General features: G+C 67.9%; 17 protein-coding genes. 7 read left to right on the top strand and 10 right to left on the bottom strand.

Features of this window, described 5'->3' with window-relative positions; all coding sequences use genetic code 11:
- Nucleotide 1 precedes the first annotated feature (1 nt).
- From dxs to dut, 6 genes are all read right to left on the bottom strand, one after another.
- Complete coding sequence (dxs, locus tag IY716_RS01140) at nucleotides 2–2,005, bottom strand: 1-deoxy-D-xylulose-5-phosphate synthase (RefSeq protein ID WP_218219830.1); 2,004 nt, start codon at nucleotides 2,003–2,005, stop codon at nucleotides 2–4.
- Nucleotides 2,006–2,195: 190 nt separating this feature from the next.
- Entirely contained in the window at nucleotides 2,196–5,012 is a 2,817-nt protein-coding gene (locus IY716_RS01135; protein WP_218219829.1) for an aconitate hydratase, read from the bottom strand.
- Between the two features lie 148 nt (nucleotides 5,013–5,160).
- Nucleotides 5,161–6,669 (bottom strand): class I SAM-dependent RNA methyltransferase, encoded by a 1,509-nt coding sequence (locus IY716_RS01130; RefSeq protein ID WP_255316384.1) that lies wholly within the window; start codon nucleotides 6,667–6,669, stop codon nucleotides 5,161–5,163.
- 7 nt (nucleotides 6,670–6,676) lie between these two features.
- Nucleotides 6,677–7,393: a DUF3159 domain-containing protein gene (locus IY716_RS01125; RefSeq protein ID WP_255316383.1), complete on the bottom strand. Its 717-nt coding sequence runs from the start codon at nucleotides 7,391–7,393 to the stop codon at nucleotides 6,677–6,679.
- A 46-nt stretch (nucleotides 7,394–7,439) separates the two neighbouring features.
- Nucleotides 7,440–8,201, bottom strand: coding sequence for a DUF3710 domain-containing protein (locus tag IY716_RS01120; protein ID WP_218219827.1), 762 nt, complete (start codon nucleotides 8,199–8,201; stop codon nucleotides 7,440–7,442).
- A 30-nt stretch (nucleotides 8,202–8,231) separates the two neighbouring features.
- Nucleotides 8,232–8,672 (bottom strand): dUTP diphosphatase, encoded by a 441-nt coding sequence (dut, locus tag IY716_RS01115; protein ID WP_369699544.1) that lies wholly within the window; start codon nucleotides 8,670–8,672, stop codon nucleotides 8,232–8,234.
- A gap of 61 nt (nucleotides 8,673–8,733) precedes the next feature.
- On the opposite strand from dut, the gene IY716_RS01110 reads away from it, so the two are divergent.
- Nucleotides 8,734–9,252 (top strand): DUF3093 domain-containing protein, encoded by a 519-nt coding sequence (locus IY716_RS01110; RefSeq protein WP_218219825.1) that lies wholly within the window; start codon nucleotides 8,734–8,736, stop codon nucleotides 9,250–9,252.
- A gap of 101 nt (nucleotides 9,253–9,353) precedes the next feature.
- On the opposite strand, the gene IY716_RS01105 is transcribed toward IY716_RS01110, so the two are convergent.
- On the bottom strand, nucleotides 9,354–9,653 hold the full coding sequence (locus IY716_RS01105) for a DUF4193 domain-containing protein (protein WP_036475539.1): 300 nt from the start codon (nucleotides 9,651–9,653) through the stop codon (nucleotides 9,354–9,356).
- A gap of 471 nt (nucleotides 9,654–10,124) precedes the next feature.
- Between IY716_RS01105 and sepH the strand changes: the two genes are divergently transcribed.
- A complete protein-coding gene (gene sepH, locus IY716_RS01100) occupies nucleotides 10,125–11,612 on the top strand; it encodes a septation protein SepH (RefSeq protein WP_218219824.1) in 1,488 nt (495 codons plus the stop codon).
- Nucleotides 11,613–11,631: 19 nt separating this feature from the next.
- Here the strand turns inward: sepH and IY716_RS01095 are convergent, their stop codons facing one another.
- Nucleotides 11,632–12,828 (bottom strand): alkaline phosphatase family protein, encoded by a 1,197-nt coding sequence (locus IY716_RS01095; RefSeq protein ID WP_218219823.1) that lies wholly within the window; start codon nucleotides 12,826–12,828, stop codon nucleotides 11,632–11,634.
- Between the two features lie 13 nt (nucleotides 12,829–12,841).
- Entirely contained in the window at nucleotides 12,842–13,501 is a 660-nt protein-coding gene (locus IY716_RS01090; protein WP_218219822.1) for a DUF5998 family protein, read from the bottom strand.
- A gap of 62 nt (nucleotides 13,502–13,563) precedes the next feature.
- On the opposite strand from IY716_RS01090, the gene IY716_RS01085 reads away from it, so the two are divergent.
- The 5 genes from IY716_RS01085 to IY716_RS01065 all read left to right on the top strand — a co-directional run bounded on the left by IY716_RS01085 (nucleotide 13,564) and on the right by IY716_RS01065 (nucleotide 19,746).
- Nucleotides 13,564–14,592 (top strand): 3-oxoacyl-ACP synthase III, encoded by a 1,029-nt coding sequence (locus tag IY716_RS01085; protein WP_218219821.1) that lies wholly within the window; start codon nucleotides 13,564–13,566, stop codon nucleotides 14,590–14,592.
- The gene (locus IY716_RS01080; protein ID WP_218219820.1) at nucleotides 14,586–17,393 is read left to right on the top strand and encodes an alpha/beta fold hydrolase; all 2,808 of its coding nucleotides are present in this window, start codon (nucleotides 14,586–14,588) and stop codon (nucleotides 17,391–17,393) included. Before IY716_RS01085 ends, IY716_RS01080 begins: the two co-directional genes overlap by 7 nt.
- A complete protein-coding gene (locus IY716_RS01075; protein ID WP_369699543.1) occupies nucleotides 17,390–18,412 on the top strand; it encodes an NAD-dependent epimerase/dehydratase family protein in 1,023 nt (340 codons plus the stop codon). The genes IY716_RS01080 and IY716_RS01075 overlap by 4 nt, the downstream gene beginning before the upstream one ends.
- A 137-nt stretch (nucleotides 18,413–18,549) precedes the next feature.
- Nucleotides 18,550–18,783: a type IV toxin-antitoxin system AbiEi family antitoxin domain-containing protein gene (locus IY716_RS01070; RefSeq protein WP_218219819.1), complete on the top strand. Its 234-nt coding sequence runs from the start codon at nucleotides 18,550–18,552 to the stop codon at nucleotides 18,781–18,783.
- A 36-nt stretch (nucleotides 18,784–18,819) separates the two neighbouring features.
- Nucleotides 18,820–19,746 carry a hypothetical protein gene (locus IY716_RS01065; protein ID WP_218219818.1) on the top strand — a complete coding sequence of 309 codons (927 nt, stop codon included), beginning with the start codon at nucleotides 18,820–18,822 and terminating at the stop codon, nucleotides 19,744–19,746.
- 49 nt (nucleotides 19,747–19,795) lie between these two features.
- Here the strand turns inward: IY716_RS01065 and IY716_RS01060 are convergent, their stop codons facing one another.
- Nucleotides 19,796–22,531 (bottom strand): bifunctional GNAT family N-acetyltransferase/acetate--CoA ligase family protein, encoded by a 2,736-nt coding sequence (locus tag IY716_RS01060; protein WP_218219817.1) that lies wholly within the window; start codon nucleotides 22,529–22,531, stop codon nucleotides 19,796–19,798.
- Nucleotides 22,532–22,560 lie beyond the last annotated feature (29 nt).

Below are 22,560 nucleotides of genomic sequence, written 5' to 3'. Positions count from 1 at the left end.
GTCAGGCCTTTCGGATGCGGAGACTGGGGATCTGACCGGTGGGGAATGTCTCACCGGGCAGCGGACGTGCGTAGGGCACCTTGGTGCCGAGCACCTGGCCCACGGCGTCCTGGGTGATCTGCTGCGCGGTCAGTCCGACGCGCGCCAGCACCTCGCTGCGGCTGCCGTGGGCGAGGAACTCCACCGGAAGACCTACTTCGTTCAGACCGGTGTCCACTCCGGCCTCACGCATGGACTGCCGAATGCGTGATCCGACGCCGCCGGCCTTGACCCCATCTTCGATGCAGATGACGGTGCGATGCCGTGCAGCCAGGGAGACCACGGACTCCGGAACAGGAAGCACCCAGCGCGGGTCCACGACGGTGGCGCTGATGCCCTGATCGGCGAGCCGCTGGGCGACATCGAGGGAGAGCTCGGCCATCGTGCCCACAGAGACGATGAGCACGTCGTGGGAGTACGCCGTCTCGGCCTCGGAGCTGGTCGTGGGGCGCCACAGCACGTCCACGCCGTCCTCGAGGCGCTCGAGCGCCTCGATCTCTCCATTGACCGAGCCCTTGGAGAAGCGCAGCACAGTGGGAGCGTCGTTGACCGCGACGGCTTCTCGGAGCTCCTCCCGCAGCCGGGTGGAGTCACGGGGAGCGGCGATCTGCAGGCCGGGCACGATCTGCAGCAGCGAAAGATCCCACATGCCGTGGTGACTGGGCCCGTCGGGCCCCGTGACACCTGCCCGGTCCAGGACCACCGTGACACCGGCTCGGTGCAGCGCGACATCCATCAGCAGCTGGTCGAAGGCTCGATTGAGGAAGGTGGCATAGATCGCCACGACCGGGTGGAGCCCGCCGAAGGCGAGACCTGCCGCAGAGGTCAGTGCGTGCTGCTCGGCGATGCCGACGTCGAAGACCCGTTCAGGGTGCTTCTGCGCCAGGCTGCGGAGCCCCACGGGGATCGTCATGGCACCGGTCAGCGCCACGATGTCCTCCCGCTCGTCGGCGATCGCGGTGATCTCCTCCTCGAAGACGGAGGTCCAGGACCGGGCTCCCCCGCGGTGCACCGGCTCCCCGGTCTCGGGATCGATCACCCCGACGGCGTGGAACTGGTCGTTCTCATCAGCCCGGGCCGGGGCATATCCGCGGCCCTTCTCGGTCAGCGCATGCACGATCACCGGACCACCATAGTTCTTCGCGTCCGTGAGGGCCTCTTCCAACGCACCCTGGTCGTGACCGTCCACCGGGCCGATGTACTTCATACCGAGATCCTCGAAGAGCCCCTGAGGAGCCCAGAAGTCTTTGGCGCCCTTCTTCGCCGCATGCAGGCTGCGGTAGACCATCTGGCCGACCGGCCCGCCGTTCTGCAGCCTGTGCTTGGTCCCGTCCAGAACAGTCTCATAGGTGCGGTGTGTGCGGACCTTGTCCAAGAACCCGCGCCGCAGCCGGCCGAGCTGGTTCGCCAGCCCGCCCACGGTCGGGGCGTAGGAGCGGCCGTTGTCGTTGACCACGATGACGACTCGGCGGTTCTTGTCCGCAGCGATGTTGTTCAGCGCCTCCCATGCCATGCCGCCGGTCAGCGCACCGTCCCCGATCACCGGGATGACGCAGCGGTCGCTCTCCCCCGCCAGCACTCGGGCCTTGGAGATTCCATCTGCCCAGGAGAGGGAGGAGGAGGCATGGGAGGACTCCACGATGTCGTGCACCGACTCGGAGCGATCGGGATAGCCGGCGATCCCGCCTGCCTGTCGCAGGGTGGAGAAGTCCTGGCGCCCGGTGAGCAGCTTGTGCACATAGGACTGGTGGCCGGTGTCGAAGATGATCGAGTCACGTGGTGAGTCGAAGACGCGGTGGATCGCCAGCGTCAGCTCGACCACGCCGAGGTTCGGCCCCATGTGCCCGCCGGTCTTGGAGACATTGGCGATGAGGAACTGCCGAATCTCCGCGGAGAGCCTCTCCATCTGCTCGTCGGTGAGCTTGGACAGCTCCTGCGGAGACGTGATGGTCTGCAGAATACTCATGGATCGAGTCTACCTCGCGCGGCCCGCTCCGCCCCGGTGCCCCTGGGCGCGTGACGCGGGGGTGAGGCGCACGATGAGACGCACGATGAGGCGCAAGGTGAGACAGAGGAAGGGGCGCCCCGACCAACAGGTCGAGGCGCCCCTTCCTCACAGAGCCGCTCAGGCGAAGAGACGCCCGGGCTCAGCTGCTCTACTGCCTGGCAAGCTGACGCAGCACATACTGCAGGATGCCGCCGTTGCGGTAGTAGTCGGCCTCGCCGGGAGTGTCGATGCGCACGTCGGCGTCGAAGCTGACCTCATCACCGTTGTCCTTGACCGCAGTGACCTTCACGGTCTTCGGCGTGGTGCCCTCGTTGAGCTCGGTCACGCCGGAGATCGAGTAGGTCTCGAAGCCGTCCAGACCCAGCGTCTCGGCTGACTCACCCTCGGGGAACTGCAGCGGCAGCACACCCATGCCGATCAGGTTCGAACGGTGAATCCGCTCGAAGGACTGGGTGATGACCGCCTTCACACCGAGCAGGCTGGTGCCCTTGGCGGCCCAGTCGCGCGAAGACCCTGAGCCGTACTCCTTGCCTCCCAGGACCACCAGCGGGGTGCCCGCCTCCTGGTAGTTCATCGCCGCGTCGTAGACGGCCTCCTGCGGGGCGCCTTCCTGGGTGAAGTCGCGGGTATAACCGCCCTCCACGCCGTCGAGGAGCTCGTTCTTGATGCGGATGTTCGCGAACGTGCCGCGGATCATGACCTCGTGGTTGCCTCGACGGGAGCCGTAGGAGTTGAAGTTCTTGCGCTCCACCCCGTTCTCCAGCAGGTACCTTCCGGCGGGGGTGTCGGACTTGAAGGAGCCGGCCGGGGAGATGTGGTCCGTGGTGACCGAATCGCCGAGCTTGAGCAGCACCCGGGCGCCCTCGATGTCAGTGACCGCGTCGGGTTCCAGCGTCATGCCCTCGAAGTAGGGGGGCTTGCGCACGTACGTTGACTTCTCGTCCCAGGCGAAGGTGGAGCCTTCCGGGGTCTCCAGCTCCTGCCAGCGGTGGTCTCCGTCGAAGACCGTCGCGTACTTGGAGGTGAACATCTCGGTGTCGATCGACTCCTCGATGATCTTCTCGACCTCCATGGGGTCCGGCCAGATATCGGCGAGGTAGATGTCCTTGCCGTCGCCGTCCTGGCCCAAGGGCTCGTTCTCGAAGTCGAAGTCCATCGTGCCGGCCAGCGCGTAGGCCACCACCAGCGGCGGGGAGGCCAGGTAGTTCATCTTCACATCGGGGTTGATGCGCCCCTCGAAGTTGCGGTTTCCGGAGAGCACCGAGGTGACCGCGAGGTCCTGCTCCTGGATCTTCTGCGAGATCTCCTCCTCCAGCGGACCCGAGTTGCCGATGCAGGTGGTGCAGCCATAGCCCACCAGGTAGAAGCCGATCTTCTCGAGGTACTCGGTCAGTCCGGACTTCTCGTAGTAGTCGGTGACCACCTTCGAACCCGGAGCGAGCGAGGTCTTGACCCACGGCTTGCTGGCAAGGCCCTTCTCCACAGCGTTGCGCGCCAGCACACCGGCGGCGAGCATCACGTTGGGGTTGGAGGTGTTGGTGCAGGAGGTGATCGAAGCGATGGAGACTGCCCCGTGATCCAGCTCAAACTCCCGTCCATCGGGCATCGAGACCGGCGTCGGATTCGACGGGCGACCATTGGCGTGCGCGTCGGAGGTCTCCCGCGGCTTATCGGACGCGGACTGTTCTTCCGTCGCCGAGTGCGAGGGCGCGTCGGAGGCCGGGAAGGACTCCTCGGAGGTCTCATCGACATGCCCGTTGGGCTGCGAGGCCTCTGCGTAGTTGTGGATGTCCTTGCGGAACTGCTGCTTGGCGTCGGTCAGCTCGATCCGGTCCTGCGGACGCTTCGGCCCGGCGATCGAAGGCACCACGGTGGAGAGGTCGAGCTCCATGTACTCGGAGAAGCGCAGCTCGCGGGAGGGATCGTGCCACATGCCCTGTTCCTTGGCATAGGCCTCCACCAGTGCGAGCTGGTCCTCGGTGCGACCGGTCAGGCGCAGGTAATCCATGGTGACCTGGTCGATCGGGAACATCGCCGCAGTGGAGCCGAACTCCGGGGACATGTTGCCGATTGTGGCGCGATTGGCCAGCGGCACAGCCGCCACACCTTCGCCGTAGAACTCGACAAACTTGCCGACGACGCCGTGCTCGCGCAGCATCTCGGTGATGGTGAGCACCACGTCGGTCGCCGTGGCGCCGGCGGGGATGGAACCGCTGAGCTTGAAGCCGACCACGCGGGGAATCAGCATGGAGATCGGCTGGCCGAGCATCGCGGCCTCGGCCTCGATCCCACCCACGCCCCAGCCCAGGACACCCAGGCCGTTCTCCATGGTGGTGTGCGAGTCAGTGCCCACGCAGGTGTCAGGGTAGGCACGCAGCGCGCCGTCGACCTCTCGGGTCATGATGGTGCGCGCCAGGTTCTCGATATTGACCTGGTGGACGATGCCCATGCCCGGGGGGACGACCTTGAAGTCGTCGAAGGCAGTCTGACCCCAGCGCAGGAACTGGTACCGCTCGCCATTGCGCTGGTACTCGATGTCCATATTGCGTTCCATGGAGTCGGAATTGCCGAAGGAGTCGATCTGCACCGAATGGTCGATGACCATCTCGGCCGGAGCCAGCGGATTGATCTGCTCAGGCTTGCCGCCGAGCTCCTTCACTGCCTCACGCATGGTCGCCAGGTCCACGACGCAGGGGACGCCGGTGAAGTCCTGCATCAGCACACGCCCGGGGGTGAACTGAATCTCGGTGTCCGGCTGAGCATTCTCATCCCACTGTGCGAGGGCCTTGATGTGCTCCTCGGTCACATTCGCGCCGTCTTCGGTGCGGAGGAGATTCTCCAGCAGGACCTTCAGGCTGTAGGGAAGGGTCTCGGCCCCGTCCACAGCATTGAGTCGGAAGATTTCGTAGTCGGTGCCATCGACGCTGAGTGCGCCCTTGGCCCCATAGCTGTCCACATTTTTCACGCGGGACTCCTCTGTAGTTGCCAGTCGTGCCGTCCCGGACAGGTCAATATCCGGGCCGATGAATCGGGTTACATTCTACTCTTTCAGATTTCTGTGAAGCCCGTCATGTCGGCGCAGTCCTGACGCCGAGCAGCCGCGCCCGGGCTGTTCACCTGCGGCGAGACCGGGTGAACAGCGCGACCGACTCCATATGGTGGGTGTTCGGGTACAGGTCGAAGACCCGCAGGTCTCCCAGCTTCCATCCGCGGGCCAACAGAGATTTCGCATCCCGGGCGAAGGAGGACGGCTCGCAGGAGACATAGAGGATCTCCCGGGCAGCCGTGGCGTCCAGGGAGGCGACCACCTGCTCCCCTGCACCGGCCCGCGGGGGATCGAGGACGATGACGTCCCGGTCACGAAGCCGCTCGCCCACGCGCTCCACCGAGGACTGGATGACCTCGACGTGGGGCGTCTGCGCGAACAGCGCCTGCGCGCTGCGGCTTGACCCTGGCGCACCCTCCACGCTGAGCACCGAGCCCGTCTCCCCGGCGAGCTGCGCGGCCCAGGCCGTGAACAGCCCGGCACCGGCGTAGAGGTCAGCCACACGGGCTCCTGCCGGCACGTCTGCCATGGCATGGACCGCGGACACCAGTGCCGACGGGGCGTTGCGGTGGATCTGCCAGAAGTCCTCGGGCTGAACCTGGACCGTGGAGGTCGTGCCCTGCGGCCCACCCAGCGGAAGCGGCTCGGTGATCGTTCGGGCTCCGGCGATGACCGCGTAGCTGGCCCGGCGCGGGGCCGCGGGGCTTGGATCCGTCGACGCACCCTGGTCGGTGGCGGGGCGCGCTCTTCCGCCGCGTCCCCGGCGGCCCGGGGTGCTTCGCCCGCGGCCGCGGGCGGGGGTCGGCTCAGGCTCAGGGGTGACCAGCACGACGTTGGCGATTCCCGGCTCCCGGTGGTGCAGCTGAAGAAGCCTCGAGCAGAGGTCCTCGCGCTGGGCATCGGGGAGTCCGGCGCGGGCCTGGACCAGCAGGGTCACCTCGGCACCGGCCGCCGCGGCGACCGCGTCCACGCGCTCGGCGCCGAGAAAGCTCCACCCGAAGATTGCGCTCTCGTGGATCGAGTCCACGGCGAGCGGCATGCCGCGCAGCTCGATCAGCTCGTTGCTGCGGTGCGGCTTCATGCTGAGCGCACCCTCGGCACTCACCGCGAAGCTCACCCGAGTTCGCCAGTGCAGCCCGTGATAGGGGCCTTCGGAGAGGACATCCTCCACATGCAGCTCTCCGTCACCGGTCGCCAGCTTCAGGTGCTGATCATGGATGGAGAAGCCGCCGATGCGCTGCACCGTGTCTCGGAAGACCTGCGCCTTGAGCCGACGCTGATGCTGATCCGTGATATGCCCGAACTCAGCCCCGCCAACGGGCAGACGATCGTTCTCGTGGGCGCGCAGGGAGTCCGCGAGTTTCCAGATATGCCGGCGTCGATAGTCCGCGGGACTCAGCACCTCGACGACGTCGGCACGCCAGTACTTGGCCCCGGGCCCACCTTCGGTCACGCGCGCGCGGACCGTCTCTCCGGGGATGGCGTGGCGCACAAAGACGACTCTGCCCTCGTGTCGGGCCACACAGTGGCCGCCGTGCGCCATAGGACCGATGTCAAGCGTCAGTGTTTGCGTCATGGATGCCTCAGCTGTTCCCCTCGGTGCGCGGCCACTCAGCTGCGGGCTCGGTGGACTCGGCATTCGCGGCGGACTCGCCCGGCCCGGCGGGCGGGGCAACTGCGGGCCGGGTGATCATCCATCCGACCCAGAGCGCCAGTGCGTAGAGCGGGATGCCCATGACGAGGCGGGCGGTGCCGAGTCCTGCGACGTCGTCGGCCAGGTACAGCGGGATCTGCACCAGCAGGCGCAGCCCAGGGACCGCGAGCAGGATCCAGGTGGCCAGCGCATACCGACGACGACGCACCGGGTCCTTGCGCCATTCGAACGCCTCTCCCCGCACGATGCCGAAGAGCAGGCCCAGGAAGGGCCACCTGACCAGGATCGAGACCAGGAAGGCCAACAGGTAGCCGGCGTTGATCAAGAAGCCCCAGGCGTAGAAATCGCGCGCATCGCCAGAGCGATAGGCGACGAATGCGCAGATCAGAATACCGATGAGTCCCGCCAACGACTGCACCAGCGAGCCCTTCTGCACCAGGCGCACCACAGCGAACGCCACGCCGACGGCCACGGAGCCGATCAGTGACGCCGGGAGGTCCTCAGTGACCAGGAAGGCGACCAGGAAGGCCACCGAAGGCAGCGAGCTCTCGATGAGGCCGCGAACTCCCCCGATCGAGGCCATCACGTCCAGGGAACCGTCAGAGCTGGTCCTGACCCGCGACCCGGCGGCGCTCTTGAGCTGCATCTCCCCATCCCGGGAGACTTGGCGTGACCGGGGCTGCCCGGACGAATCAGGTGTCATTGCTGACCGGGGCTGCTGCAGGGTTGGGACTCGGAGCGTCATCGCGACGCTGCGCCCGATTGCGCGGAACGGCGACCCGCTTGGCGCCTTCCGGGGGCTGAAGCCGGAGAAGCTCGCGCGGAGGCAGCGGATCGTCGCCGCGGACCACGACGATCTTGGAGAAGAGCTCCTCCACTGCCCGGGCGGCGGAGGCGTCGATCGCTCCGCGGCCTCCCACGACGCCGCGAAGGAACCAGCGCTGGCCCTCGAATCCGATGAAGCGCGCCACGCGCCAGCCCTTGCGCCCATCCTTGAGAACCGTCGGCACACGGGCGGCGAGCTCCTTGCCGAAGCGACCGTCGACCTGCTTGACCTTGCCGTTCTGCTTGATCACGGAGTCCTGGATCTGCTCGAGCACCTCGTTCCAGGTGCCACCGGACTTCGGAGCGGAGAAGGGCTGAACCTGAATGCTCGCCTGCTCGACCATGATGGTCAGCGCGACGACGCGCTTGGTCTTCTGGTCGATGTCCAGACGCACCTGCTGGTTCTTCGCCGCCGGAATCAGCAGTGAACCGAAGTCGAGGTAGCCCTTCTTCGACTCGATCTCGCTGAAGTCCCGGGGCCCGTGCAGCTCGGCCGTGCTCGCATTCGACTCCTCCGAGGACGCCGCCGGAGGGGCGGCAGCATCTGGTGCGTCCGTCGCTGTGTCCATGGGTGCGCTGACCTCTTCGGTCGCGTCGTTCGATGCTGTCTTCTTCTTGCCGAAGAGCATGCCTGTCCTCCTGGTAGGTTCTCGGCTGGTCTATCGCCCGGTGGAGCCGAAGCCGCCGGCACCACGCTCGCTGGCATCCAAGTCGGCCACCGGCATGAAGTCGGCCTGATCGACCTGCTGAAGAACCAGCTGGGCGATCCGGTCCCCGCGCTCAAAATGCACCGTCTCGTGCCGGTCCGTGTTGAGCAGGCATACCTTGAGTTCACCACGATACCCAGCGTCCACAGTCCCTGGTGCGTTCAGCACGGTGACCCCGTGGCGAACGGCGAGGCCGCTGCGCGGGTGCACCAGACCGACCCAGCCCTGCGGCAGCGCGAGCGCGATGCCGGTGGGCACGAGGCGGCGCTCACCCGGCGCAAGCGTGAACTGCTCTGCACTGAGCAGGTCCGCCCCGGCATCGCCGGGATGGGAGTAGAGCGGCAGGCTCAAGCCGGGGTCCAGCTGTCTGACGGGGACTGAGATGCGATTCACAGCCCCGAGTCTACCTTCGGGCTCAACCCGAGAGGTCCGCCGGACATGCGACGATAGTGGCATGAGTGACACGAGTGGTCTGAGTGCTGAAGCGTCCTCCCCCGCGGAGCAGGTTCCCGTGTACAGCGAGAAGCTGTGGCCGGCCTGGTGGCTGTGGGTCGCCGGAGTGCTGCTGGGGGCCTCGATCTCCCTGATCTTCTTCCCGATCAGTGTGACCTTCGGGCTGATCACTGCGGTCATCGGGATCGCGCTGGTGATCTTCGGGCTGGTCATCACCACCCCGCGCATCGAGGTCTCTAAGGAGTGGCTGCGCGTAGGACGGGCCCGGATCCAGCGGGTCCATCTGGGCAAGATCGTGGCCCACACCGGCGATGCCGCGCGGGAGCAGCTGGGCCCAGGCTTCGATGCGAGCTCCTACCAGTGCATCCGCGGCTGGATCGGCCCCGTCGTGACCGTGCAGATCCTCGACCCCCAGGATGCGACGCCGTATTGGATCTTCTCCACCAGAAAGCCGAACGCCGTGCTCCAGGCACTGGGCTCGCGGGAGCCCGTGCAAGAGCACGGCGTCAGTTTCGAGTGAACCGGGCTCGCTGGCGCCCGGTCATCGCCTTCCCTCACCTATGAGTCTTGACCGCCTGCTGGATCACTCAGGGTTCTGGAGGCACGTCTGCTGGGGGCGGATCAGCCTTCGCAGTCCTTGCAGAAGAACATCCCGTTCTCTTCGCGAGCGACCTGTGAGCGGTGACGCACCAGGAAGCAGGAGGAGCAGGTGAACTCGTCGGACTGCGCAGGCAGCACACGGACCTGCAGCTCTTCGTCGGAGAGGTCGGCCCCGGGGAGCTCGAACCCTTCCGCTGCCTCGGTCTCGTCCTCATCGACCACGGAGGACTGACGCGAGGTGTTGCGGTTCTTCAGCTCTTCGATCGAATCTTCGCTGGTCTCGTCATCGTTCTTCCGCGGCGCGTCGTAATCAGTTGCCATAAGAGGTGCTCCACACTCCGAATTCTTGAGATCGAAGCGCTCGATGAACGGCTTCGTGGGGAAGCTGAGTGAGCGCGATTTCCCAGTGGCGTGGCCCCCTGTCGGACCGGGCTGACGCCCGTTCCGCAGCACACGTGGGAAATTCTGGTCGGACAGATTGTGTCCCATCCGGACCCCAGGACCAAATCCTGTCCGACCGTTGAGCCCTGGGCTGACATTTGGCGATCTGGAGCTGTCATTGAGCTGTATCCACCCGGTGAGAATGGTCTTCTGAGCTGACCTGCAGAGCACTGTGGGACACGTGGGGCGCTTGTCGGAGGCAGATGCACCTCGCGCAAGGACCACACAATGTCACGAGAACCGCAGCAAGGCAATCCTTCCAGGAGTGGTTGAGCAGTTCGGTCGCTTTTGCACCCCACCGCGATACAGTGGCCCGAATAGCCACCAGCTCGTTCTTCGGAGGAAGCCCAAATGCAGCACCTGCGCATCGTCGGGGTCAATGAAGGGGAGAACGATCCGCAGCTCATCCTTTCCGACGACTCAGGTCACGAGTTCGCGCTGCCAGTGGACGAGGCGCTGCGTCAGGCCGCAGCCCGGCCGACCGTGCGACCCCACAGGACAGGTCCCTCTACCCAGCCGCTGAGCCCGCGAGAGATCCAGGCACGGCTGCGCTCTGGCGCGACCGTGGACCAGGTGGTGGCCGCCTCAGGACTGAGCACCTCTCATGTCGAGCGCTACGCAGGGCCGGTCCAGGCCGAGCGAGCGTATATGGCACAGCGTGCGCAGACCACGCAGATCGCACCCGCCTCTGCCGCCGAGGCCCACCGGGTCGCCTTCGGCGATGCTCCAGCGACCTTGGCCGCCATGGTCAAGGTCCGGCTGCGTGCGATGGACGTGGACCTTTCCACGGTCAGCTGGGACGCCTGGCGCCGTGAGGATGGCCTCTGGCAGATCACCTGCGAGTTCGACGTCGACTCTTCCACGACCCATGGTCCGGGCATCGGACTCAAGCCGCCCGCCGAATGGGTCTTCCAGGCCGAGACCCGTCATCTGCGTGCAGCCAACCGCTGGGCCGAGTCGCTGAGCATTCTGGGGCCTGATACCTCCCAGACCGACCAGAGCTCCCAGTCCCCGCGGTCGCGTCGACTCACCGCCGTGGACACCCCCTTCAACGTGGAGGACTCCGGGCGCGGCTCACGCAGTCAGACACGAGGTTCTGACGTCACGCACTCCGCCGCAGGCAGTGCTCACCAGTCCCGGGGCGGCGCCGGCTCAGACAGTGCGCGGACGGCTGAACGCGGATCCAACGTCCCCGCTGGTCGCTTCGCCGGCTCTTCGCGGCGCGGAGGAGAGTCCGCTCCGCGCGGGGAGGGACACGAACACGAGGATCTGCTGGAGGTGCTTCGGGCCCGCCGCGGTCAGCGTCTCGGTGCAGACGCGGAGGCAGATGACCGCCTCGCGCTGATGCTCAATCGTCCGGACCCGCAGGATCGCGGCGGCGCGGACGGCTTCGGGGCCGACGCTGCCCGAGAGGACGGTGATGAGCATTCCACGGTCCCGCTTCCCCGGCTTCGCCCGGTCGCCGACGATCACGCGAGCCGGAAGACTGTTCCCGACGGGTCCGTTCCCCAGGACGGCGAGCTGCACCCGGGTGACGACCGCTCAGCACGTGATGCGGAGTCCTCTGAGTCCGAGGATGCGCCGGCGGCTCCCGGCGAGGCCGCCGCAGAGGAGGGGGTCGATGCATGGGGTTTCGCCTATGACCAGACCCAGCGCTCCCCTGCCGCGGATTCCGAGGTGGACGACCCCTCAGCGGACGCCGAGCGGCCTGGAGCCAGCGGCCAGGAAGCGCAGCCTGATGAGGAGGCGGCTTCGGTGAAGCCCCGCCGAAAGCCTGCTCCCCGGCGTGCGAACATGCCGAAATGGGACGATATCCTCTTCGGTTCGAAGAACGACTGAACCCCAGCGGCGAGCTGGTCTACGCCCCTGAGAGCCGCACCAGCGGCACGCGACGTTCGGCTTCGGTGAGTGAGCCGTGCTGCCCGACCATCTCGAGCGGGCCCGTGCCGACCCGGTCTGTGTGAAAGAGCGCCATATCGCTGTGCGCTGCGACCAGCACGTCCCCGATCCTGCCGGCGACCCGCTCCTGGACCGGGCCGAACCATCCGGCGGCGCAGGCCTCGGTCTTGGTGAGCACCCAGGCGCGGTCGCCGAACTCCTCGATCCACGCGGCGGCGATCTCCCCCGGCTCGGCGTCCGGCTGCGCGTAGAGCTGGACAAGTCGGGGTTCGCCGCCGGTGTGCCGCACTCCTGCGAGCAGGTCTTCACGCGCTGAGAAGTCGATGCGGTGCTCGGGGGCGATGTCCACCATCCCGTGATCGGCGGTGAGCAGCACCGATGCCTGATCCCCATAGCGCCTCGCCAGATCGGCTGTGAACCTCTCCGCCTCGGCGTCGAGCATCTCCAGCATCTGGAGCCACTGCGGGGAAGCGACACCGTAGCGGTGACCCGTCTTGTCCAGCTCATCGACATAGAGGTAGATGAGCTGCTTGGGGGCGGGACCCTGCCGCACCGCTCCCTTGGGGGGCCGCTGATGGGCGATCCATTCCGCGGCGCGGCTGAAGCGGGCATCCATGCGCGCCGCCCCGGTGAAGTCCCCACCGGAGAGCACTGCCTGGGTCAGCTGGGACTCAGCGAACTTCGGTCGCGAGGCGGTGAGCACGGAGGCGCCGGCGGAGGCCGCGCGCTGCAGCACCGATGCATGGGGCTGCCATTGAACTGGGTCCACCTCGGCGTCCCAGCCACCGAGCATGTTGACCACCCGGTCCAGCTCCGGAGCGAGCACATCGTAGCCGACCAGGCCGTGTTCACCGGGGGTGGCGCCTGTGCCCAATGAGGCCAGGGAGGCCGCCGTCGTCGTCGGAACCCCGACGTCGAGGACCGAGGCGCGCGACGCCTGCCGCCAGGCGGAGGCGATGAATCGGGCGTGGCCCGAGTAGCGGGCCAGCAGTGCATCACCGAGTCCATCGACCATCAGGACCACGGTGATGTTGGCCGCTGGCAGCCCGAGCCGGTTCTCGAATCCCTGAAGTCCCAGGGCGGAGGCGGCCGAAGTCATCACGTGGCGCAGGTGGGCGCCCTCGTAGTCCGGCGGCGTCGGGAGGGAAAGACTCATCGGGCCCCGCCGCTCAGCGGGCGTGCTTGACGCAGGCGCGGCGCAGGGCCCGCACGAAGCTGCGCGCCTCGTCGACGGCGGTGTCACCCTCAGCGGTGGCGGCGATCCGCAGCGCGATGTCCTCGGGCACCCAGCTGCCGGTGTCGCCATGGTCTGCGACGCATTCGGGGTTGCCGCAGTCCGCGGGGTAGCTGTCGAAGCGCGCCCCACCTGTCCAGGTCAGATTCAAGGAGACCTCGGCCAGTGATCTGTCAGGGGTGAAATGCTCGGGATGCCTGTGCACCTCGGAGAGGATCAACGAGCGGATCCGGCTCACCGGCACCACTTCCGTGGAGATCCGCGCCACGGTGTCGGCGCGCGGGGGATGTGGAGAGTCCCCGTGGTCGAAGGCTGGACCGTCCTCAGCCTCGAGGTCATGGTCATCGAGGTGAGCGACGACGACGACCTCCTCGGCCAGCGCCACCACGGTGATGTGACGGTGGACCTCTTCCATGTCGAAATGCGTGTCTACATGCACGATCTGGTGTGTGGCCTCACGCCCGTCGAGCGCTTCGGTGATCGTATGGTGCACCAGGGCGGGATAGAAGCCGCCGCGCTCGATGGCCTCCTTCAGAGAGAAGGTGGAGGCGGCGGTGCGGTGCTTCTCGCCGGAACCGTGCTGGCTGAAAGTCATGGGATCCATGGTATCCGTTGCAGGGATTCGCGGGCGCGGTCCACATACGGGATACTGGTGCGGTGCCAGGAAACGCGACTTTTCATCACCGCAACGCTTCCCTCCTCTCTGTGACGGAGGTCCAAGCGCCTGAGGTCCTCACGTCCAAGGACCTCGACAAGCGACTGGGGGATGCGCTCAAACGTCTCAGGCTGCCCACGGGGCTGCTCCACCGAGTCGCCGGGGTCAAGGCGCGGCGGAACTGGTCCAAGCCAGGCGATGTGCGCGCCGGCACCGTCGAGGCCGGGCGCAGGGCGCTGGCCGCGGCCGGGATAGCCCCCGATCAGGTCTCGATGATGATCAACACCTCGGTCACCCGCGAGCACCTTGAACCGTCTGTGGCTGTGGGCATCCACCACGATCTCGGCCTCCCCACCTCGGCGATGAACTTCGACATCACCAATGCCTGCCTCGGCTTCGTCAACGCCATCACCCTGGCGAGCTCGATGATCGACGCCGGTCAAGCCACCTATGTGCTGATCGTCAACGGCGAGGATGCCAAGAAGGTCCAGGACGCGACCGTCGAACGCATCAACTCCCTGGAGAAGATGGCTTCCCGGGATGACTTCATGGCCGAGTTCGCGTCGCTGACCCTGGGCTCCGGTGCGGCAGCCGCCGTCGTCGGCCCGGCGGACCAGCACCCCGAAGGGCACCGCATCGTCGGCGGAGTGACCCGCGCGGCGACTCAGCACCATGCGCTGTGCGTGGGCGACCACCACGGCATGTTCACCGATGCCCGTGGCCTCCTCGACGGCGGCCTGGAGCTGGTCATGGACGCCTGGACCGATGCCCGGGAGCACTTCGACTGGGACTCCATGGACTCCTACATCACCCATCAGGTCTCCCAGCTGCACACCTCCTCCATCGTCAAGGCCGCCAAGCTGGACAAGAAGCGTGTGCCCGTGACGTACCCGGACCTCGGCAATGTGGGGCCCGCCTCGCTGCCGATCACCCTCGCCCGCGAGTCCGAGCGGCTGCAGCGCGGAGACCGCGTGCTCTGCATGGGAGTGGGCTCCGGGTTGAACACCGCGATGCTGGAGATCGAATGGTGAGTCTGCGCCGCCGCTTCTCCCCCATCGAGGCCGCGCCCGCACGGCTGCCCGCCGACCATGCTCCCGACGCGGGTCTGGCCTTTCCGGGGCTCGATCCGCAGTGGTCGCGTCTGGTGAGAGCCAAGACCGACGACGGCGCACGGACCTTTCACGTCCTGGACACCGGGCCGGCACTGGCTGCCCTCGGGATCACCCCCACCGGGACGATCCTCGCCGTGCACGGCAACCCCACCTGGTCCTATCTGTGGCGCTCTGTGCTCTCGGCCTCGCTCGAGCGTGCCGCCGAGGGCTCCGCCTGGCGGGTCATCGCACCGGATCAGCTCGACATGGGATTCTCCGAACGACTGGCCCATCCCGTGGCACCGGCGCCCGATGCACCCAGCTACCGTCAGCTGCAGACGCGCCTGGGAGACCTCGACGCGCTGATGGACGCGCTCGAAGTCGACACCTCCACTCTGGTCACACTGGGCCATGACTGGGGCGGGGTGATCTCGTTGGGCTGGGCTGTGCGTCAGCGCGGACAGGTCGATGCCGCCATCACCTTGAACACCGCCGTGGATCATCCCATCGCCGAGCCGGTGCCTGCCGCCCTGCGCGCCGCGATGGCGCCGGCGGCGCTCCCCGCCGCCACGGTCACCACAGACGCCTTCCTGCGCGTCACGCTCGGCCTTGCCGAGGAGACGCTGCCGGCAGCGGTGCGCGAGGCCTATCGCGCCCCCTACACCTCGCGGAGCGGACGCGGGGGCATCGGAGGCTTCGTGGCCGACATCCCTGCGCTGAGCTCCCACGGATCACGCGCAGCGCTTCAGGAGATCTCGGCCGGGCTGAGCGAATGGGACAAGCCCACGCTGCTGCTGTGGGGACCCAAGGACCCGGTCTTCCAGGACCGCTACCTCGCCGATCTGCAGGCCCGCGTCCCGCACGCCGACCTGCACCGCTTCGAGGGCGCCGGGCACATGCTCGTGGAGGACCGCGACATCGCCGCCCCGCTGTTCACCTGGCTCGAGGACCACTTCGGGCAGGGCCCTGCTGCGATTCCGGGGCGGGGCAGCCAGCGCAGCCCGGAGCCCGCCGGAACGATCCTGGGTCTGCACGAGCAGCTCACCTCGCTGAGCACCTCCGCGCGGCGCCGGGATGCCGCCGTCGTCGATATGACCGCCGAGGCCGAGCCGTGGAGCACCGCCGAGGACGCCGCCACCGGCAACCGGGCGCTGAGCTGGGAGCAACTCGCCCGGCAGGTGGATGCACTCGCGGTCGGCCTGCGCGCCACCGGTGTCCGTCGCGGTGATCGCGTCTCGCTGCTGGTCCAGCCCGGAAACACGCTGACCGTGATCCTCTACGCCTGTCTGCGCTTAGGCGCCGTGGCAGTGGTGGCCGACGCCGGCCTGGGCGTGCGCGGAATGACCCGCGCAGTGCGCAGCGCCCGTCCCGACTGGATCATCGGAGCCCAGCCCGGACTCACCCTGGCGCGCAGCCTCGGCTGGCCGGGCCGGCGGATCAGCGCCCAGAGGCTCACCGCCCGTCGAGAGCGGCTGCTGGGCACCGTGGCCTCAGTAGAGTCCCTGCTGAGCCGCCATGAGGGTGAGTCCCTGGAGAACGAGCCGCATCCTGCCGCCGAGGACCCGGCCGCGGTGCTGTTCACCTCTGGATCCACCGGGCCTGCCAAGGGCGTGGTCTACACCCACGAGCGTCTCGGCGCCCTGGTCGCGCTGCTGGTCGAGCAGTTCGACATCCGACCCGGTGCATCGCTGATCGCGGGCTTCGCCCCGTTCGCGCTCCTGGGACCCGCCATCGGCGCGACCTCAGTCACTCCGGAGATGTCGGTGACGAAGCCCGCCACATTGACCGCGACGGCGGTGGCCGACGCGGCCCTGGCCGGCGAAGCCAGCATGTTCTTCGGCTCACCGGCGGCGCTGCGCAATGTGGTCGCCACTGCCGCGGGACTCTCCGCGCTGCAGCGCCGAGCACTCGGGAGGATCTCCCTGGTGCTCTCAGCCGGCGCGCCGGTGCATCCGGACCTGCTGAACGCGGTCCAAGACATCTTCCCGGCCGCCGAGATCCACACCCCCTATGGCATGACCGAGGGACTGCTCCAGGCAGACATCGAACGCCGTGGCGTGCTCGACGCGATGACCACGGCCCAGTCCGGGGTCTGCGTAGGCTCGGCGGTCGACGGGGTCCGGTTCGCCCTGGCGCCGCTGGACTCCGTCGGCGTTCCCGCCGAGGTGCTGGTCGAGCCTGCTGATGCCGAAGGCGTGCTCGGGGAGATCGTCGTCTCGGCCGCTCATCTGAAGGCCGGCTACGACCGGCTCTGGTTCACCGACCGGATCTCGCGCCGCGACACCCACGACGGGCTGCTCTGGCACCGCACCAACGACATCGGTCACTTCGACGCCGACTCCAGGCTCTGGATCGAAGGGCGCCTGCAGCATGTCCTCACCACGGCGGCGGGCCCGATCGGTCCCGGCACCGTGGAGACTCCGGTGGATGCGCTGCCCGAGGTCGCCCGAAGCGCCGCCGTTCCGGTGGGACCACGCGGCACCCAGGCAGTCGTGGTGATCGTCGAGCCCGAGTCTGAGTCCGAATCTGAGCGGGCCGCCCTCCGCGAGGGACGATCCCCCGTGGCGGAGGTCTCCTTCGCCGCCAGGGTGCGAGCGGCCGTCCCGGAAATCCAGGTCGCCGCGGTGCTGGTGCTCGATGAGCTTCCCACCGATGTGCGGCACAATTCCAAGATCGACCGCACCGGTCTCGCGGCCTGGGCCGAGCGTGTGCTCGCCGGGGAGAAGGTCGGCGCCCCGTGACCCGCTGCATCGAGCCCGGCGCCCGGGTCCTGGTCACCGGGGCCTCCGGCCTGCTCGGGCGCAGCGTGGCGCAGCGACTGGTCGCGGAGGGCTACGCCGTCAGCGTGCTGCAGCGCAGCGCCTCGGCGCTGGAGGGCGTTCGAGAAATCCGCGGTTCACTGGCTGATCCTGCCGCGGTGGCGCGGGCCACGCAGGGTCAGGACGCGGTGGTTCATATGGCGGCGAAGGTCTCGGTCTCCGGAGCGCACGAGGACTTCGTCGAGGTCAACGTGCGCGGGACCCAGCGACTCCTGGACGCGGCGCAGGCCAGCGGTGTGACCGATTTCCTGCATGTCTCGTCCCCCTCGGTGGCTCACGCCGGGGCCTCTCTGATCGGGGCCGAAGCAGGCCCCGCGGACCCCCGCCGCGCGGTGGGAAGCTACGCGCAGACCAAGGCCGAAGCCGAGCTGATCGCCGAGGCCCGCGGCGCGAGCGGGTTCAATGTCCTGGTCCTGCGACCGCATCTGGTCTGGGGCCCGGGCGATGGACAGCTCACCAGCCGCATCATCGAGCGGGCCCGTTCGGGACGCATGCCGATCCTGGGCTCCGGAGCCGCGCTGGTCGACACCCTCTTCATCGACAACGCCGTGGACGCCTTCCTCGCGGGGCTGCGCCGGCTGCCGCGGATCGCCGGGCAGCGCCTGGTGCTCACCAACGGCGAGCCACGCCCCATCGGCGAGCTCATCACCGGGATCGCCGCCGCAGGGGGCGCGCCCGCGCCTCGACTGCGCCTGGCTCCTGGACTCGCGAAGGGGGCCGGCGCCGTCGTCGAACGCCTCTGGGCGCTCAGTGAGAGGGTCGCCGGTCCGCGGACCGATGAGCCGCCGATGACGAAGTTCCTCGCCGAGCAGCTCTCCACCGCGCACTGGTTCGACCAGCGCGCCACCCAGCAGGCGCTGGACTGGACGCCGCGGATCAGCATCGATGAGGGCCTGGAGAGGCTGCGCGAGCACATCCAGCGCACCGGAAGCGTCCTCTGACCCCTCCCCTCCTGGGCAGTTGAGTTCTCCGGTACCAACGTATCCGCCGGAATGCTCAACCGCCCGGGAAGAATGCGGTCATTCACAGTTCTCCAGGCGGGCTGGTCCCGTCTCGCGCGTTGCGCGACCGTGGAGCCATGACCGACGACTCCCGCGCCCCCATCGAGCTCCTGCGCTCCTGCTGGCAGCCGGATGATCTGCACAGCGCCACGCGACTCTCCGCCCTTGTCGCGTCCGGGCAGCTCCTGCGGGTCCGCCGCGGGGTCTATGTTGAGGCTGCCGCCTGGGTCCGCTCCCCGTCCTGGGTGCGCGCCGAGATCGCGCTCGCCGCGATGGCCCGGCGTCTGCCGGGCGCACTCTTCTGCCGCTAATCTGCCCTCCTGCTGCATGGATTTCCGCTCGCCGAAGTGCCGCAGCACGTCATCCTGCGGACCACGGATCCCAGCCTCGTCGGCATCAGCCGACGCGGGTCCATGACCGGAACCACGTCACGGGACAGCTGGCTCCTCGGCTACCGCGCGGGCCATCCCCACGACGACGTCAGCGCGGCCGTCCTGCTGAACCTTCCGACCCGGCGCATCGAGCCCGTGCTCCCGCACGGCATGACGCGCGCGGGCCTGCGCAAGGCTCAGCGCGGGGACGCCGGTGTCGCCACGCAGGTGCGCGTCCCCATGACGGCGCTGGGATCCGTCAACGGTCCGGCTCAGGGCTATCGGGCGGAACCGGTGGAGCTGGCTCTGCCGGACACCGTCTCGCGCATGGCCTTCCGCAACGCCGTGGCGGTTCTCGATGCGCTTCTCGGGCGACGCGCATCGGGACACTTGCCCAGCAGCAGCGAACCCCTGACCTGGGGCGAGGACTTCCTCTCCCAGCGGCTGACGGCGCGATGGAGGGCCGCCCTGGTTTTCGCCGACGGCGCCGCGGAGAGCCCAGGCGAGTCCGTCTCACGCGCCCTCATTCACGAACAGGGGTTCGTGCCACCCGCTCTGCAGGTGCGGGTCGCCACAGACCTCGGGGAGGAGCGCGTCGACTTCGAATGGACGCTCCCGGGCCGCTCAGGTCATGCGCCGCGCCGGATCGTCGGCGAGTTCGACGGTCGCGGCAAGTACTTCGACGAGACGATGCTCGAAGGCCGGACCGCCAAGGAGGTGCACTATGCCGAAAAGCTGCGTGAGGACGCGCTGCGTCGGACCGGCCGGAAGGTGGTTCGCTGGGGCTGGGCGGATCTGAGCACCCCGGACATCCTGACGAAGAGGCTGCTGCGAGCAGGGGTCCCGCGCAGTAGCTCCCGCGCAGACGGCCAGCCGCGCCGCTCCCCCTGGGCAGATGAGTGATCCCGTCCCGACATAGCTACCGGATCACTCAACTGCCCAGGAGGAAGGGTCAGTATCGGCTGATCGCTCGACGGGCGGAATCCGTGCGCTGCTCCGGGTTCGCGATCTCGATCGCCGCATGCAGCACCTGAACGCCCGCCGGTGAGGCCAGCACCGGAGTCAGCTGCAGGGACGCCACCTGCGGGTGGTTGTCCTTGAGCATGGCCACCCGCTGCAGAGTGTCCTCCAGTCCCGCGATGTCCACCGCAGGAACGCCCTTGTACCCGAAGAGCCGCTGAGCGGCGCGCGGACGACGCACGAGGCCGCGCAGGTCCTGATCCGTCAGCGGGGGAACCGCGTGCGCCCAGTCGTCGAGCAGCTCCACGGCGTCCCCGGAGAGCCCGAAGGACACGACCGGGCCCATCAGCGGATCCTCGATGGCCCGGACCACGCAGCCCTGACCAGCCGGTGCCATCGACTGCAGCTCCAGGCCGGCGGCAGCATAGTCAGCGAGCACATGACGCATCTCTGCGATCGCGCGGCGCAGACCCTCGGGGTCCTCGATGTTCAGCTGGACCCCGCCCAGGTCGAGTCGGTGTCGCAGATAGGTGTTCGTGGACTTCACCGCCACCGGATAGCCCAGCTGTTCGGCTGCCGCCAGCGCTTCGGCCTCGGTGGAGAACGCCACAGAGCGCAGCATCGAGATGCCGTAGACCCCGAGCAGCTCCGCACAGCGATCCGCGTCCAGCGATTCAAGCTGGGCGCCCTGGACCCCGTCGAGCCAGCCGTCCAGCAGCTCGTCCCCGCGTCGCGAAGCGGCGGTTCCCTCCAGGCCCTTGGGCACGTAGGCCTCACCGATGCCCGCAGAGCGCCACCGCTGGTAGCGCACGATCTTGGCCAGGGCCACCAGGGACCGCTCGGGCGAGGAGAACACGGGGAACCCCTGCTGCAGCGATCCGTCCTCGATCACCGGAGCGGCGTTGCCGATATGGTTCAGCGGCACGCCCGCGTCGAGCACCCCGATCCAGGACGCCACCATCGGCTTGGTGTGCTGCCGGGCGGTCTGTGAGATGAGCCTGCTGTGGTCATAGTGCTCGCCGGTCACGGCCGGCTGCAGACACAGCGCGACGGCGTCGATGTCCTCGGCGGTGAAGAGCTCCTCGAGCGCCCCTGCCAACGCGGCGTCGGCGGCCGCACGGGGCAGATCGAGGTCCAGATCCCCGACGACGCGGACCGCCGTCAGTCCGAGCGTGTCGGCCGTATCGGCCAGGATCCTTCCCATGGACGGAGAATTCGACAGGATCCCGATCCGATCACCCCCGGGCAGCGGCTGGGTCGCCAGCACCTGCAGCACGTCCATGAGCGAGTCATGATTGCCCACCTGAATCACCCCGGAGTGCTCCAGCATCGAGTCCACGGCCCCCATCGGGGCGCGCGTGGTGCGCACCTCATGACCCGGAGGCAGACTGCGACCCATCACGTCTGACTTGGCGACCACCACAGGCTTGGTCCGCGAGAGCCGCCGGGCGATTCGGGAGAACTTGCGCGGATTGCCGAAGCTCTCGAGGTAGACCCCGACCGCGCGGGTGGAGTCATCATCCTCGAAGTACTGCATCGCGTCATTGCCGGAGAGATCCGCCCGGTTGCCGGCGGAGATCACCGAGGAGAGGCCGAGCTCTCGCCGATTGGCCTGGGCGAAGAGCGAGACCCCGATCGATGCCGACTGGCTGAACAGTCCCACCCCGCCGCGCAGCGGCATGGTGGGTGAGAGCGAGGCGTTCAGCGAGACATCCGGATCGGTGTTCATCAGACCCACCGACGCGGGCCCGATCAGGCGCATCCCCCAGCGCCGCGCCAGTCGCACCAGCTCACGCTGGTCCAACGGTCGATGATCGGGCCCCTCAGCCGGAGCTCCCAGTTCGGGTGCGGTGACCACGAGAATCCCCTTGACGCCGTTGCGACCACAGTCGGCGACGACCTCGGCCAGCTGCTCGGCCGGCACCGCGACCACGGCGAGATCGATCTGCTGCTTGATATGGGCCAATGAGGCGGAGGCCTCCACTCCCCCGACCTCGAAGGCCTCAGGGTTGACCGAGTGGACCCCACCGGTGAAGTGACTCTCGATGAGGTTCTGGACCAGGTGGTATCCCACCGACCCGTATTCACGAGAAGCGCCGATGACGGCCACCTGCTCCGGCGCCAGCAGCTCGGCCACGCTGCGCGACTCGGCGCGGTGTTCCCGCGCCTCCATCACCGCTCGGGACTTCTCCGTAGGGTCGATGGGGAACTCGAGCATGACCACGCCGTCCTCGAAGCGGCGCTGGGTCTCATATCCCGCCTCGGAGAAGACGGTGAGCATCTTGCGGTTCTCCGGCAGCACCTCCGCGGAGAAGCGTTCAAGCCCGCGTTCGCGCCCTGCGGCCGCCAGGTGCTCCAGCAGCACCGATCCCAGTCCTCGGCCCTGGTGCTTGTCCGAGATGTTGAAGGAGACCTCTGCCTCGCTGGTGCCCTCGATCCGGTCGAATCCGCCGACCCCGATGATCTCCTCATCGAGCAGGATCACCATTGCGACGCGGTCCACGTGATCGACCTGGGTGAAGCGGATGAGCTCCTTCTCGGTCAGTGCAGACTTGAAGGTGAAGTATCGCAGGTAGATTGAGGAGTCGGACTGCGCCGCATGCATGCGCTGCAGCCGTTCGGAGTCCTGGGGACTGATCGGTCGAAGATGCGCCGCGGCCCCATCACGCAGCACGACATCTGCTTCCCAGTGCGCCGGATATCCGCCGGTTCGAGGTGACTCGCCCATAGGATCAAGACTAACCATCACGTCACTGC

This window comes from Nesterenkonia sp. Act20, from assembly GCF_019173455.1.
Taxonomy (GTDB): Bacteria; Actinomycetota; Actinomycetes; order Actinomycetales; family Micrococcaceae; genus Nesterenkonia.
Note: the sequence above shows the minus strand (reverse complement) of the source record. Positions and strands in the feature narration are given on the sequence as shown.

Coding starts and splice junctions, on each gene's coding strand:
- IY716_RS01080 (WP_218219820.1), top strand. CDS start 14,586: ATGGTGAGTCTGCGCCGCCGCTTCTCCCCCATCGAGGCCGCGCCCGCA.
- dxs (WP_218219830.1), bottom strand. CDS start 2,005: ATGAGTATTCTGCAGACCATCACGTCTCCGCAGGAGCTGTCCAAGCTC.
- IY716_RS01095 (WP_218219823.1), bottom strand. CDS start 12,828: ATGAGTCTTTCCCTCCCGACGCCGCCGGACTACGAGGGCGCCCACCTG.
- IY716_RS01090 (WP_218219822.1), bottom strand. CDS start 13,501: ATGACTTTCAGCCAGCACGGTTCCGGCGAGAAGCACCGCACCGCCGCC.
- IY716_RS01110 (WP_218219825.1), top strand. CDS start 8,734: ATGAGTGACACGAGTGGTCTGAGTGCTGAAGCGTCCTCCCCCGCGGAG.
- IY716_RS01120 (WP_218219827.1), bottom strand. CDS start 8,201: ATGCTCTTCGGCAAGAAGAAGACAGCATCGAACGACGCGACCGAAGAG.
- IY716_RS01125 (WP_255316383.1), bottom strand. CDS start 7,393: ATGCAGCTCAAGAGCGCCGCCGGGTCGCGGGTCAGGACCAGCTCTGAC.
- IY716_RS01070 (WP_218219819.1), top strand. CDS start 18,550: ATGACCGACGACTCCCGCGCCCCCATCGAGCTCCTGCGCTCCTGCTGG.
- IY716_RS01060 (WP_218219817.1), bottom strand. CDS start 22,531: ATGGGCGAGTCACCTCGAACCGGCGGATATCCGGCGCACTGGGAAGCA.
- IY716_RS01105 (WP_036475539.1), bottom strand. CDS start 9,653: ATGGCAACTGATTACGACGCGCCGCGGAAGAACGATGACGAGACCAGC.
- sepH (WP_218219824.1), top strand. CDS start 10,125: ATGCAGCACCTGCGCATCGTCGGGGTCAATGAAGGGGAGAACGATCCG.
- IY716_RS01130 (WP_255316384.1), bottom strand. CDS start 6,669: ATGACGCAAACACTGACGCTTGACATCGGTCCTATGGCGCACGGCGGC.